The organism is Streptomyces sp. NPDC046931, from assembly GCF_040644655.1.
Taxonomy (GTDB): Bacteria; Actinomycetota; Actinomycetes; order Streptomycetales; family Streptomycetaceae; genus Streptomyces.
In genome coordinates, this window is record NZ_JBEYWX010000005.1 from 46073 (window position 1) to 58750 (window position 12678).

The 12678-nt window shown below is 69.9% G+C and carries 13 protein-coding genes and 4 pseudogenes; 7 read left to right on the forward strand and 10 right to left on the reverse strand.

Annotation, left to right across the window (positions count from 1 at the left end; all coding sequences use genetic code 11):
* Nucleotides 1-37: 37 nt before the first annotated feature.
* Nucleotides 38-319, forward strand: a pseudogene (locus ABZ876_RS11990) (helix-hairpin-helix domain-containing protein); the annotation flags it as partial.
* A 315-nt stretch (nucleotides 320-634) separates the two neighbouring features.
* Here ABZ876_RS11990 and ABZ876_RS11995 read toward each other — a convergent pair.
* The 3 genes from ABZ876_RS11995 to ABZ876_RS12005 form a co-directional block, all read right to left on the reverse strand.
* A complete protein-coding gene (locus tag ABZ876_RS11995; RefSeq protein ID WP_361778237.1) occupies nucleotides 635-2131 on the reverse strand; it encodes an IMP dehydrogenase in 1497 nt (498 codons plus the stop codon).
* 307 nt (nucleotides 2132-2438) lie between these two features.
* Nucleotides 2439-2840: a hypothetical protein gene (locus ABZ876_RS12000; protein WP_361778240.1), complete on the reverse strand. Its 402-nt coding sequence runs from the start codon at nucleotides 2838-2840 to the stop codon at nucleotides 2439-2441.
* Nucleotides 2837-3409, reverse strand: a complete 573-nt coding sequence (locus ABZ876_RS12005; protein WP_361778243.1) for a hypothetical protein — start codon at nucleotides 3407-3409, stop codon at nucleotides 2837-2839. Before ABZ876_RS12005 ends, ABZ876_RS12000 begins: the two co-directional genes overlap by 4 nt.
* A 225-nt stretch (nucleotides 3410-3634) precedes the next feature.
* Here ABZ876_RS12005 and ABZ876_RS12010 point away from each other — a divergent pair.
* A pseudogene (locus tag ABZ876_RS12010) lies at nucleotides 3635-4247 on the forward strand (Tn3 family transposase); the annotation flags it as partial.
* A 174-nt stretch (nucleotides 4248-4421) separates the two neighbouring features.
* Here the strand turns inward: ABZ876_RS12010 and ABZ876_RS12015 are convergent.
* Nucleotides 4422-5225 (reverse strand): maleylpyruvate isomerase N-terminal domain-containing protein, encoded by an 804-nt coding sequence (locus ABZ876_RS12015; RefSeq protein WP_361778246.1) that lies wholly within the window; start codon nucleotides 5223-5225, stop codon nucleotides 4422-4424.
* A 461-nt stretch (nucleotides 5226-5686) separates the two neighbouring features.
* On the opposite strand from ABZ876_RS12015, the gene ABZ876_RS12020 reads away from it, so the two are divergent.
* Both ABZ876_RS12020 and ABZ876_RS12025 read left to right on the forward strand, forming a co-directional pair.
* On the forward strand, nucleotides 5687-6520 hold the full coding sequence (locus tag ABZ876_RS12020) for a recombinase family protein (protein WP_361778249.1): 834 nt from the start codon (nucleotides 5687-5689) through the stop codon (nucleotides 6518-6520).
* A complete protein-coding gene (locus tag ABZ876_RS12025; RefSeq protein WP_361778252.1) occupies nucleotides 6517-6681 on the forward strand; it encodes a hypothetical protein in 165 nt (54 codons plus the stop codon). The genes ABZ876_RS12020 and ABZ876_RS12025 overlap by 4 nt, the downstream gene beginning before the upstream one ends.
* A 22-nt stretch (nucleotides 6682-6703) precedes the next feature.
* On the opposite strand, the gene ABZ876_RS12030 is transcribed toward ABZ876_RS12025, so the two are convergent.
* Genes ABZ876_RS12030 through ABZ876_RS12045 form a run of 4 tightly spaced genes read right to left on the reverse strand, consistent with a single transcriptional unit; the run spans nucleotide 6704 to nucleotide 8742 of the window.
* Nucleotides 6704-7177 carry an N-acetyltransferase family protein gene (locus ABZ876_RS12030; RefSeq protein WP_361779014.1) on the reverse strand — a complete coding sequence of 158 codons (474 nt, stop codon included), beginning with the start codon at nucleotides 7175-7177 and terminating at the stop codon, nucleotides 6704-6706.
* 26 nt (nucleotides 7178-7203) lie between these two features.
* A complete protein-coding gene (locus ABZ876_RS12035) occupies nucleotides 7204-7623 on the reverse strand; it encodes an arsenate reductase ArsC (RefSeq protein ID WP_361778255.1) in 420 nt (139 codons plus the stop codon).
* A 40-nt stretch (nucleotides 7624-7663) separates the two neighbouring features.
* Complete coding sequence (locus ABZ876_RS12040) at nucleotides 7664-8413, reverse strand: aquaporin (RefSeq protein WP_361778258.1); 750 nt, start codon at nucleotides 8411-8413, stop codon at nucleotides 7664-7666.
* Nucleotides 8410-8742: a metalloregulator ArsR/SmtB family transcription factor gene (locus ABZ876_RS12045; RefSeq protein WP_361779017.1), complete on the reverse strand. Its 333-nt coding sequence runs from the start codon at nucleotides 8740-8742 to the stop codon at nucleotides 8410-8412. Before ABZ876_RS12045 ends, ABZ876_RS12040 begins: the two co-directional genes overlap by 4 nt.
* A gap of 149 nt (nucleotides 8743-8891) precedes the next feature.
* Here ABZ876_RS12045 and ABZ876_RS12050 point away from each other — a divergent pair, with 149 nt between their 5' ends.
* Entirely contained in the window at nucleotides 8892-9401 is a 510-nt protein-coding gene (locus ABZ876_RS12050) for an ArsI/CadI family heavy metal resistance metalloenzyme (protein WP_361778261.1), read from the forward strand.
* Nucleotides 9402-9479: 78 nt separating this feature from the next.
* Here the strand turns inward: ABZ876_RS12050 and ABZ876_RS12055 are convergent.
* Nucleotides 9480-10303: pseudogene (locus ABZ876_RS12055) on the reverse strand (Tn3 family transposase); the annotation flags it as partial.
* Nucleotides 10304-11205: 902 nt separating this feature from the next.
* Here ABZ876_RS12055 and ABZ876_RS12060 point away from each other — a divergent pair.
* Nucleotides 11206-11538: pseudogene (locus tag ABZ876_RS12060) on the forward strand (reverse transcriptase domain-containing protein); the annotation flags it as partial.
* 149 nt (nucleotides 11539-11687) lie between these two features.
* Here the strand turns inward: ABZ876_RS12060 and ABZ876_RS12065 are convergent.
* Complete coding sequence (locus ABZ876_RS12065) at nucleotides 11688-11972, reverse strand: helix-turn-helix transcriptional regulator (protein WP_361779020.1); 285 nt, start codon at nucleotides 11970-11972, stop codon at nucleotides 11688-11690.
* 417 nt (nucleotides 11973-12389) lie between these two features.
* Between ABZ876_RS12065 and ABZ876_RS12070 the strand changes: the two genes are divergently transcribed.
* Nucleotides 12390-12608, forward strand: coding sequence for a DUF3515 family protein (locus ABZ876_RS12070; protein ID WP_361778263.1), 219 nt, complete (start codon nucleotides 12390-12392; stop codon nucleotides 12606-12608).
* The last annotated feature ends 70 nt before the right edge of the window (nucleotides 12609-12678 follow it).

A 12678-nucleotide genomic window follows, 5' to 3' on the forward strand; every position in this document is an offset into this window, starting at 1 on the left:
TCTCAAGCTCAGCGAGTGACTCCTTCACGTTGGACCAATGTCCCGCCGTATCGCCCGGCACTTCGCCGCCATGGACGACATCCGCGCCGCGGACGCGGAAGCGATGCAGCAGGTCGAGGGCATCGGCACCGAGACGGCCCCCTCGATCGTCGCCGAACTCGCCCCGCTCATCGACAAACTCGCCGCCGCCGGGATGAACATGACGGAACCCGGCGCCACCTCACCCACCCCATGCGACGGCGACACCGGCGACTACGACGAGAACACCGAGCGTGCGGGCGGATCACTGGCCGGGATGACCGTGGTCGTCACCGGCGCGTTCCCTGTCAAATTCTTCTGTGCAGAGTTCTCGGGTCTCCCGGCGGGCGTCCTGAGACAGGACCAGCCAGGTCGAAGCAGTCACCCTGATGACCTGCCGCCTCACGCGCAAGCCAGCCCGACAGACGGCCCCCGCTCCGAGGTCTCCACCTACTGTCTGGCACTCGACGCAGCCTGACGAGGCGTCCTCACCCGCCCGGACTCCCCGGGCCCCAGGTCCACCGCCCCGAGGCCCAGCCCCGCTGCCGGTGGCGGCAGGGCAGCCGCCTCTCAGGGCATGCCCTGCCTGACCTCGACACCTTCAGGTGAAGGGATGTCAGGCCACCGTGGTGGGAGTGTCCCGCAGGGTGACGTTGGCGTGGCTCTCCTGGAAGCTCTGGTCCGAGACCAGAGTGAGTCGGGCGGTGGAATGGAATTCCGGCAATGTGGCGGAGCCGCAGGAGACCATGGTGGTCTTGAGCTTGGCGATGGTCACGGCGAGGCCCTCGTTAAGGTCACCGGCGTAGGGGACGTAGCCGTCGACGCCTTCCTCGAAGATCAGCCCCTGCCCACCCTGCCCGTAACGCTGCCAGTTGCGGGCCCGGTTCGAGCCCTCGCCCCAGTTCTCCTTCACGAAGCCGTCGCGGGTAGGGAGCTTCGCGCCGGCGGCCTGGTCGAAGCGGGCGAAGTAGCGCCCCATCATGACGAAGTCGGCTCCCATCGCCAGCGCCAGGGCCACGTGGTAGTCGTGCACCAGACCGCCGTCGGAGCAGATCGGCACGTAGGCGCCGGTGCGCTCCGCGAAGGCGTCGCGGGCCGCGGCCACATCCAGTACAGCGCTGGCCTGTCCGCGTCCGATGCCCTTCTGGTCGCGGGTGATGCAGATGGAGCCACCGCCCACGCCGACCTTGACGAAGTCGGCACCGGCCTCGGCGAGGAAGGTGAACGCCTCACCGTCGACCACGTTGCCGCCGCCGATCGGGATCTCCGGGTAGCGCTTCTTCACCCATGTGAGGGCCTGTGCCTGCCAGTCGCTGTAGCCGTCGGAGGAGTCGAAGCACAGGACGTCAGCACCCGCCTCCAGCAGCGCGGGAACGCGCTCGCGATAGTCATGGGTGTTGACGCCGGCGCCCACGCGCAGTCGCTTGGCGGCGTCCACGACCTGGTTCGGGAACCGCTTGTTGTCCGCGTAGTCGGACCGGAACACCAGATGCTGCAGAGAGCCCTCGGCGTCGAGAATGGGCAGGCAGTCCAGCCGCTGGTCCCACAACAGCGCGTTGGCCTCGGAGAGCGTGGTATCAGCCCCGGCATGGGGCAGATCGGCGATGGGTGTCATCCGACCGCTGACCGGCCCGTCCAAGTCGTGACGCTGGGGATGGAAGTCACGCGAGGTCACCAGACCCAACAGACGACCGGTGCCGGTCCCGTCATGGGTGACGGCCGCGGTGCTGTGACCGGTGCGGCGCATGACATCGACCAGCTCGCTCAGACTGTCGTCCGGGCGAACGTTGGTGTCGCTGGTGACGAACCCGGCCTTGAAGTTCTTCACCTCGCGCACCGCCGCAGCCTGGTCGTGGATCGGCTGGTTGTGGTGCAGGAAACTCAGGCCGCCGTTGCGTGCCAGAGCAATCGCGAGTTCCGGTGTGCTGACGGCCTGCATGATCGCGGACGTGAACGGGGAGTGCAGCTCGATCGCCGACGTCTCACCCACAAGGTGCCGAACCAGGGGCGTGCGCAGGTCAACCGTGGCGGGCGAGCAGTCGGTTCGGGTCCGGTTCGGCAGAAGCAGAAACTCGTTGAACGTCCGCGAGACCTCGGCCATGATCTGTGCCACTGTTCCTCCTGACCCGTCGGCCAGAGCCCGACTGCCCGGCCGTGAAGATCGCTCCCCATGTCTGAAGGTCCGAGCAGGCAGGAGCCGACATGGCAGTCGTGGAAGTGCCACGCGCTGCAGCAGGGCCCTGACAAGCACGTCCATCCGGCAGGGTGCGGTCGTGACCTGGCACCCTACCGATTGCCCCGCCAGCGCACGAATCCTGACCAGTTATCGGCGACAGGCAACCTCGCTTGTCGTTCATGCATGACAAGCAGGCGCTAACCGAGTACGCGGCTTCCACTCGTCCCGGTCCGGTTTCGGTTGATCAGTGTTCCAGCCCGGGCATCGGGACGACGTTGTCGGGTAGGGCCGCGGGTGGCCCCTGCGTGCCGTGTCGGCGGGTGAGGACGGCGGCGGCCAGGACGAGTTGCTCGGCCCGACTCCAAGCCTCGGCTTCCGAGTCACGTACCGTCTTCAGGCTCGCTTTCAGTTGGGCGACGTCCTTGCGCAGACGCTTTTCGACTTCTGGGGTCTCGGCGCGGACGCGGGCGTAGAAGGCTTCCTCGAGGTCGGCGTGCCGTTTTTGCAGTGCCATGCGGTGGACATCCGCTTCGATGGCGAGGGCGACGACGGTGAGGCTGCCGTCGGAGCGGGTGGGCTTGCCGGCCAGGAGCCGGTCGATGGCGTCGCCGATACGGGCGCGTTCATCCTGTGACTGCTCGTTCATGTGAGGACTTCCTCGGCGGTCTTGGCGGTGGCGTCGTGGGTACCGGCGATGCCGCGGAGCCGGTTCGCGTTGCTGCGGAGCCGGTCGCCGACCGGCCTGGGCATGAGGGCCGCCTGGCGGTCGAGGTAGTCGGCGCGGTCCCGCAGGGCGTGGGCGTTGGCATCGGTGCGCACTGCGTTGCCGCAGCCGAGCTGGCAGGCGAACTGGTTGAGGGCTGTCGCCGTCGGTTCCAGGTCACACAGAGCCGTGTCTCGCTTGAAAGCAAAGATCAGGAACGAGTCGGGGTTGTCGAACAGGACGACCCCGTCACGCGCGAGGAACTTCGCAGCTTTCGTGGCGGCCTGTCGGGTGGTCAGGGTCCCTTTGAAGCACGGGGCTTTGAGGGCTCCGGTGAGGGCGCGGCGGGCCGCCTGACCGGAGATCTTCTCCCCGGCCGCAGTTCGGCCCAGGAGGCTCGCGGCGGTGTCGGCGGCCGCACGCACCGTCTCTATATCGAGGACGACGTGGACGCCGGGACGGCCCCGGTCGCCGTAACCGGTGGAGGTCCGGGCGTCGAGGACTGTGCGCATGTGACCGTACTGGACGGCGAGCGCGACCAGCCCGCCTGGCCGGCGGGCGATGTGCCAGGCCAGGGTGCGGCGGAAGCGGGCCAGCCCGATCGCCCCGAGCGGGTCCGGCGGGATCGCCCTCTGCGGCAGGTCGTGCCCGACTGCCTCTCGGTTCGCGCGGGCCGTCAGGCGGCGTCGCTCGGCCCAGGCGGCCACCTCGACGTCCCAGGGCGGCCGCTGGAGCCGCTGGCCCGCAACAAGGTCAATGTGAAGAAGGTTCTCACGGCATGGCCGGACATGCTGCGGGTGGCCGGCTCCCTGGTCACCAACCAGGTGAGGGCGTATGACCTGCTGCGGATGTTCGGCCGCGAGGGCCACCCCACCCCGCTGGGGCAGGCGTTCGCCGAGTACGGGCGGATTGCCAAGACCCTCCACCTCCTGGCGGTGGTAGATCCGGCGGACGACACCTATCGGCGGCAGATGCACAAGCAGCTCACCGTCCAGGAGTCCCGGCACAAGCTCGCCCGCGACATCTGCCACGGGAAGAAGGGCACCCTCCACCAGGCGTACCGGGACGGACGGGATGGAGGACCAGCTCGGCTCACTCGGCCTGGTCCTGAACGCCGTGGTGCTCTGGACGAACCGCTACATCGACGCCGCCGTCGTCCAGCTTCGCGCGGAGGGTCATGAGATCCGTGACGAGGACGTGGCCCGGCTGTCCCCGCTCGAGCACAAGAACCTCAACGTCCTGGGCCGCTGCAGCTTCACCCCCACCCAGCCGGCGGGCGGCACCCCGCGCCCGCTGCGCGACCCGGACGCGGCCGGACTCGATGACGACGAGGACGGCGCTGAGAACTGACGGCGTCAGGTCCCGACCAGGCGCACCGATCGGCTTGTGAGCCGCCGCCTTGGTCAGCCGCTTCGCAGCCGTGACGGTCTGCTCCCCCCCGCGGCCCCGAGGCCACCACGGCGTGGTTGTAGCCGTGGGCGGGAGGCATGCCCTGGGCCGTACGAGGTGGCGCATCGTCACGTCCTACTCATCCGGGTCCCAGGCGCTGAGCTGCTCGAAGACACGTCGGTCGCCGTCGAGCTCCAGGGAGTTGACCGGGATACGGTCGTACAGGCTGAGGACCAGCTCGCTGGCCGTGCCCCGAGCGGAGAAGAAGGCGGCGGCCGCGTCCGGGTCCTGGCCGGCAGCGGTGGCCGGCATGGTGCCGGCCCCGGGGAGGCGGGCGCTCCGTGCGCCGTCGGCGGAGAGCGAGAGGCGCCAGGAGCGGCCCTCGGAGGCGTGGAAGTCGACGGCAGCGGGCTTGTGCGGCCAGGCACTTGTCGTTGCGACGCAGGTGGACAGGAACTCGTCGACACCGTCGAGCGCCACCTCGTCCGGCAGCGGCTGCGGGGCACCTACGGTGATCTGGGCGTCGTACGTGTGCACCGCCATCTGCTGGAGCTGGTGCCGAGCTACGGCACCGGAGGTGTGCGGCGACTGCAACGTCTCCCACCACGTCCAGCAGCCGCGATCCGGGCCGGCCTTCCGCAATGCGTCCAGCAGTTGCTCCGTGGACTCCGCCAACCAGGCCAGCAGGGCCTCGGGCTCCCGAGGCGCGGCCGGGGCGCCCTCCGCTGCGGACTTGTCCGGAGCAGGCCCTGCGGCGACGGTGGCGGCCCAGTCGCGGCGCCCCTCGCCGATGTGCTGCGCCAGATCGAACAGCGTCCACTCGGGGCAGGTCGGCACCTGTACGTCGAGGCTGGGCGCGGAGGCGATCGCGGCGCGGAAGGCAGTCGACCGTTCGTCGATCAGTCGCAGCAGAACGGGGAACTCGAGTGTCATTGTCACCCTGACTCTCTATCACTGCGTTCCGGCAATCGGACAGCGATTTTCACAGCCGCCATCGCGGGCGGACCCTCACCACCGCGGAGAAATGATGGAGGACCTCTCCGCCGCCGACCGTGCGTCACACACGGTCATCCTCATAAGTGTTCAGTTGTGAGAGTTCTGCGAGCCCCCCGGGGCGCGTCCAGTTTGTCCGGGTCTCCGTTCGCAGAACATCTCTCAGAACTCCGGCGTTCCGAGAGGTACTTCTGCGAGATTTCCGCCATGGATCTGACACCCGATCAGGCAGCAGATGCGGTAGAGCACCACGATTGCCCCAAATGCGAGGCTCCGGCGGGGAGCCCGTGCCGGACCCTCGGCGGGAAGACCGCCCCGAAGTACCGCACCGCCCGCTTCACCCTGGTACCCAAGCTCCGCGAGGAGCTGGAGGTGCTGGTGCCCGCCGACCGGGGACCGGGCCGGCCGTGGTCGAGCGCCCGCCGTTGCCAGCCCGGCCCGCCGACGCGGCGGCGGCAGTGCCGATCCGGATCGGGTACGCCCGCTGCTCGATGGCCGAGCAGGAGATCGCCAGCCGGTTCGTCGCGCTGGAGAAGGCCGACTGCACGAAGGTGTTCCAGGAGAAGATCTCCACCCGGGCCCGCCGGCGCCCAAAGATGGAGGCCGCGCTCGCGCTGGCCAACGCCATCAAGGAGGCCGCCCCGGACCAGGTGGCCATCCTGACCGTGCACGAGATGAAGCGGCTGGCACAACGCGGCCGAGCTGATGCAGCTGTCGTCCGACCTGCAGCGGGCGGACATCCTGCCGGAGCTGCTGACCGGCCCGCTCACCGGCACGACCCCACCGGGATGGGCGCGATGTTCTTCGCCGTCCTGGCGGTGGCCGCCCAGCTCGACCGCAACTACATCCGGGAGAAGACGCTGGAGGGCCAGCAGGTCGCCGCGGCCAAGGGCAACCGCGGCGGCCGGCCGAAGGTGATCGACGACGACTCGCTGGCCTTCGCCCTGGCGCTGAAGGCCAAGGGTGTCCCGGTGCCGGAGATCGCGGCGAAGCCGGTCATCAAGGAGGGCAAGAACGCGGGGAAGCACCCGTCGGTGGCCTCGGTGTGCCGGGCGCTCGCCGAGGCAGAGGAAGCCGCCGCGGCGGCCGAGGCCGACGACGAGCTGCCCCGGCGGCCCACGCCCGTGCGGCTCCACCGGCCGGACGAGCCGCTCACCGCCGAGGAGACCGAGCTGCGCGAGCGGCTGGTTGTTCAGCGCGCCGTGCTGACCGCCGCCGGCCGCGAGGAGGTCGCCCCGTGACCCCGGGCCCGCACCGGATGAAGGGCGGTGCCCCACAGCTCGGTGCCGAGGAGCCCGGGGTGCCCGGCCCGCTCTTCGGCACCTGGACCGACGGGGACGGCCACGATGATCCGGTCGAGCCCGCGCCGGACGACGCGGGCTCGACCGGACCTTGGTGCTGACGCCGCCGCAGCGGGCCGCGAGTCAGGAGACGACGGGGCTGCGTCGCTCGATGAGGACGACGCCGCGCCAGCGCCCGCCGTGCTTGCCGAGGCGCTCGCGGGTGCCGACCACGCGCAAGCCCGCCTTGGCGTGGAGGGCGAGGCTGGCGGTGTTCTCCGGGAAGATGCCGGACTGCACGGTCCAGATCCCGGCGGCGTCGGTCGAAGCCAGCAGGGCCTCCAGCAGCGCCAGGCCAACACCACGGCCCCGGGCGTCGGGGTGGACGTAGACGGAGTGTTCGACCACCCCGGCGTACGCGCACCGCTCGGAGACCGGTACGACCGCGGCCCAGCCCAGCACCCGGCCACCGCCGTCGAGGGCGACCAGGCGGTGCCCGGTGAGCCAGGAGGCGTCGAAGGCCTCCCAGGTCGGTGCGGTGGTCTCGAAGGTGGCGTCGCCGCCGCCGATGCCGGCCTGGTAGATCGCCAGCACCTGCTCGGCATACCCGGGGAGCATCGCGGTGCAGGCCACCGGGGCGGCGGTCACGCGACCGGCTCGATGCCGAGTTCGGCGAGCAGGCCCCGGATGAGCTGCTCGATCTGGTCGCGGATCGGGCGGACAGCGGCAACGCCCTGGCCGGCCGGGTCCTCCAGCTTCCAGTCCAGGTACCGCTTGCCGGGGAAGTACGGGCAGGCGTCGCCGCAGCCCATGGTGATCACCACGTCGGAGGCCTGCACCGCCTCGGTCGTCAGCACCTTCGGCACTTCGGCGCAGATGTCGATGCCGACCTCGGCCAGGGCCTCGACCACGGCCGGGTTCACGGTGTCGGCCGGGGCGGAGCCGGCCGAGCGGACCTCGACCCGGTCGCCGCCGAGGCGGGTGAGGAAGGCGGCGGCCATCTGGGAGCGGCCGGCGTTGTGCACGCAGACGAACAGCACGGAGGGGACGGCGCGAGTGCTCACGGGGTTCTTCCTTCGGGGCAGGAACGGGGCGCGGCGGGGTTCAGCGGTCGGCGGCGGCCGGGTGGTGCTCGCCGTGCGGGACCACGACGTCCTCGGCGGCGTCCGGGGCCGGGCGGCCGAACAGCACCGCGACCAACACGACGCCGACCACCAGGCCGGCGAGCTGGGCGGCGACGAACGGCAGCACCGAGGCGGGCGCGATGCCGGCGAAGGTGTCCGTGAACGCCCGCCCGATCGTGACGGCGGGGTTGGCGAAGCTGGTGCTGGAGGTGAACCAGTACGCGGCGCCGATGCAGGAGGCGATCGCGACCGGCTCGAAGTGCGCCCGGCCGGCCCGGGCCAGACCGAAGATCAGCAGCACCAGGCCGGCGGTCGCCACGACCTCGCCCAGCCACAGGTGCGGTGCCCACCGTGCGTGGCCGGACCAGCGCACCAGCGGCTCGGCGAACATCGCGTCCGCCAGCACCGCCCCGCCGATCGCGCCGCCGATCTGGGCGGGCATGTAGGCGGCGACCTCGCGCAGGGTCAGGTCCCCGCCGTCGCGGCGCCCGTTCCACCACGCGGCCAGGGTGACCACCGGGTTGAAGTGCGCTCCGGAGACCGGGCCGAGCAGGGCGATCAGCACGCCGAGGCCGAACACCGTGGCCAGGGAGTTGGCGAGCAGCTGCACGCCCACGTCCTGGGACAGCTTGGCGGCCTGGATCCCGGAGCCGACCACGACGGCGACCAGCGCGCCGGTCCCGACGAACTCGACCGCAGCCCGGCGCCCGAGAGGAGCTATCTCGGTCATCTCGCACCGCCGGACGCCGCGGGGACGGTGCTGGCCGGGGCCTGCAGCAACGCGGACAGCTTGGCCAGTGCGGCGGGCAGCACCCAGTAGTAGACCCAGGTCCCGCGCCGCTCGGAGCCGACCAGCCCGGCCTCACGCAGCACCTTCAGGTGATGGGAGATGGTCGGCTGGGAGACGTCGAACGGGCCGGTCAGGTCGCAGACGCAGGCCTCGCCGCCCTCGTGCGAGGCGATCAGCGACAGCAGCCGCAGTCGCACCGGGTCCGACAGGGCCTTGAACATCTTCGCCAGATCGGCGGCGGCTTCCTCGCCGAGCGGCTCGCGGACCATCGGCGAGCAGCATGCCGCCGCATCGTCCTGGCCGAGCACCGGCAGTTCCAGATTCGACATATGTCTATGTTGACAGTCATCTATTCGGAGAGGCAAGCTCGCTGTATCGACAGATGTCGAAACAAGGATCTCGGATCGGGGAGACCGCCATGTCCCGTGTTCAGCTCGCCCTGCGCGTCGCCGACCTCGAAGGCTCCGTCGCCTTCTACTCCAAGCTGTTCGGCGCCGAGCCGGCCAAGCGCCGCCCCGGCTACGCGAACTTCGCCGTCGCCGAGCCGCCGCTCAAGCTCGTCCTGATCGAGGGCGACGTCGGCGAGGAGACCCGGCTGGACCACCTGGGCGTCGAGGTCGAGACCACCGGCCAGGTCACTGCCGCCACCACCCGCCTCAAGGACGCGGGCCTGGCCATCTTCGAGGAGAACGACACCTCCTGCTGCTACGCGCTGCAGGACAAGGTGTGGGTGACCGGTCCGGGCAAGGAGCCCTGGGAGGTCTACGTCGTGAAGGCCGACGCCGACACCCTCGGCAAGAGCGCCGACAGCGCACCGGAGGCATGCTGCGGTACCACCGCCTGCTGCACCCCGGACGAGGAAGCCCTCGACCCGGCCCAGAGCCCGGCCGAGGCGAAGGCCGCCGCCGGCTGCGCGTGCGGCAGCTGAGGCACGGACCGGACGGGAGGCCGGTGAGCACGGCGACGACGCCGTGCCGTGGTGCTGACCGGCGCACCGGTGTCCGGGTCAGCCCTCGCCGTCCTCCTCGGAGGCCTCGGCCGGGTCGCGCAGAGGCCGAAGCACGCCGCCGGCCGGGGTGGAGCCGCGGAAGCTGTAGCGGCCCAGCACGTTCAGGTTGGCGTGCCGCAGTGGGGAGGGCCGGGCCACGTCCTCGTCCAGCACCTCGTGCTCGCGCTGGTCGGCGGGCAGGGCCCGCAGCCCGGCGAGGGCGGCATCCGGGTATCGGGTGGTCCACAGCACCGCGGCGTTCAGCACCAGGCCGAGCGCGCCGAGCTGGTCCTCCTGCCCCGTCCGGTAGGCCTGCATGATCTGCCCACGCTTGCCGTGGCAGATGTCGCGGGCGAGCCTGTGCCTGGACTCCTGGCGGTGAGCTGACGGTTCATCTGCCGCCGGTAGGTGTCGTCCACCGGGTCGACCACCCGCAGCAGGTGCAGGGTCTTGCCGATCCGCCCGTACTCGGCGAACGCCTGCTCCAGCGGGGTCGGGCGGCCTTCGCGGCCGAACATCCGCAGCAGGTCGTAGGCGCGGACCTGCCCGGTCACCAGGGAGCGGGCCACCCGCAGCATGTCCGGCCAGTGCGAGACCACCTTGCCCAGCTTGACCCGGTTGCGGGCCGGCGGCTCAAGCGGCCCGTACCCGCCGGTGGCCACCCCGGGCAGCTCGGCCCGCCAGGACCGCTGATCGTCCAGGTCCCGGAAGCTGGGCGAGAAGTTGTAGCCGAGCAGCGAGAACAGCCCGAACACCATGTCGGAGTACGAGGCGTTGTCGGTGGCGACCATCTCCGGCCGCACGCCGGCGTGCAGGTTCAGCAGGGTGTCCAGGAGCCGAACTCCACGACGAGTGGCAGGTCTTCGACCGCCGCTACCTGTCGGAAGCCTCCATGGCCGAGCTCTTCACCACCAAGCCAACCAAACCTGAACCGCAGATCACCCCACAACCGGAACCGAAACAGCTGCCGTGACTACACCACCCCGCGGGACATGACCCCGCCAGCTCAAACCCGGTGGATCTGGGCTGGATCGCGGTGCGCACTGCCTGTATGGGCAGGAACTCCTGGATCGGATTGATCTTGCCGGTCGGGAGGCCACGGTGAAGGACTGCGGCGTAACCGTGGCGATGCCGCAGGGGCAAAGCTGGCCGCCTCACCCGACGAGCGGATCACAGCGAACGTGGGAACCGCCCCGAAGCTCTCGTCCCAGCCTGCCCTCCAGGCACGTTGGGCGGGAAGGCGTGACGTCAGCCGATGGCCCGGGGTGGGGCGGAGGGCCGGTAGTAGTCCGGGGGCGGGAAAGCCGTCCACATGGCGAAGCAGCCCAGCGGATTCATGTAGTTGAGGAACTGCAGGGGACGGAGACGCTGGTGAATACCGGTGATCTGTGGCCTGCCCCCGATGGGGCCTGGTTACGGGTACGACGGATGCAGACCAAGCTGCACCATTGGGCGGTCGATGATCCCGACCGCAGGTTCGATGATCTCTACAACCTCGTCCATCACCCCGACTTCCTCACCGTTGCGTGGGAGAGGGTGAGGGGCAACAAGGGGGGCACGCACCGCCGGCGTGGACCGGGTCATCCCGGCCTTCATCGCCGACGGCGCCGACATTGTGGCCTTCCTGAAGGACACTCGGGAGCAGTTGAGGTCCCGCACGTTCACTCCTCTGCCGGTGCGGGAGCGCATGATTCCCAAGCCGGGCGGCGGAGGAAAGCTCAGGAGACTGGGGATCCCCACCGCGATGGACAGGCTCGTGCAAGCCGCTCTCGTGCTGGTCCTGGAACCGATCTTCGAGGCGTCCTTCAAGCCGGTCAGCTACGGCTTTCGCCCCGCACGACGGGCTCATGACGCCATCGCCGAGGTGCACCATTTCGGCTCCAAGGGATATCACTGGGTGCTGGATACGGACATCGAGGCGTGCTTCGACAACATCGCGCACTCCGCTCTGCTGGAGCGGATGCGCCGACGAGTCGGGGATAAGCGGGTTCTCGCCCTGGTCAAGGCATTCCCGAAGGCGGGCATCATGTCCGCCGACGGCGAGACCAGGGACACGAACACCGGCACGCCCCAAGGCGGCATCGCCTCACCGCTGCTGGTGAACATCGCCCTCTCGGCGCTGGACGAACACTTCTGCGCCAAGTGGGACGCTCACGGCAACGGCGGCCGGCGGACAGCACACCGGCCGAAGGGCACCAGCGGGGCCCTTCGGCGTTCGGAGGGATTTCAGCAGGCACAGTCCGTGTCGACGCACAGTGCGTCGTGGACGAGGACGGCCAGCACCGCCGTCTGCAGGCGGGTCTGGTGCCCCAGCTTCTCGATGATCCGCGCTATGTGTGCCTTGACCGTCCGCTCGGAGATGCGCAGTTCGCTTGCGAGCCGACGATTGCCCAGGCCCGTACCCAGCAGGAGGAACACCTCCTTCTCCCGGTCCGTCAGCTGGTCCACCCTGACGGAGCCGTGTACTGGTTCAGCACCCAGGCGCCGGTAGGCACACGTCAACGTCGTCATGAAAGTTCCTCCCCGATCCCGCGTTTCCCAGCAGAGCCCCGTGCCCCGAGTACGGCGGTGATCACTGATCACTCTAGTCGTCGCCACTGACAGTGAACTTGATTTGTCTATCGGTACGTTGCATGAACGGAGGCAGGGACTCCGTACGCGCGAAGCTCCTGCCCCAGTCCCGTTCAGAGTGTCAGGAAGTGCCCCACTCCTGGGCTTCGCCGTGCTCTCGCCACACGCGGTGATCGTGGCGGCCATCAGGGACGTGTCCACAAGGCCAGTTGAGCGGCGGCCTATTGTTCAGTAGGACCAGCAGGCAGTGTTGCCCAGCGCAAAATCGGGGGTACGTCCGGCATGGGCCGCCCATCCTGCAGACTCTGGTTCGGCCTAGGTCTCACGGCCGCCGCCGTCGGGCTCATGGTCCTCCTCGTGGCACCCGCACTGAACTCTCCGACCCACGGCATCGAGCAGGCACCCCATGCCGAGGCTCCCGCCTGCGCGCGCATCGCCGAGGGCTACCCGGCGGCGCTGGACGGACACGAGGTCGCGGACACCGGCACGCCGGGCGTTGCCGTATGGGGAGTCAAGACCGCGGTCCTGCGCTGTGGGCCGGAGCCGCCCGCTCGACCCGCTTGGGGGCCGGGGTAATCGACGTGAGCAGACTGAGGCCACTTCATCCTGGGTGGTGGCGACGCCCTGGGACAAAAGGTCGAGTTCG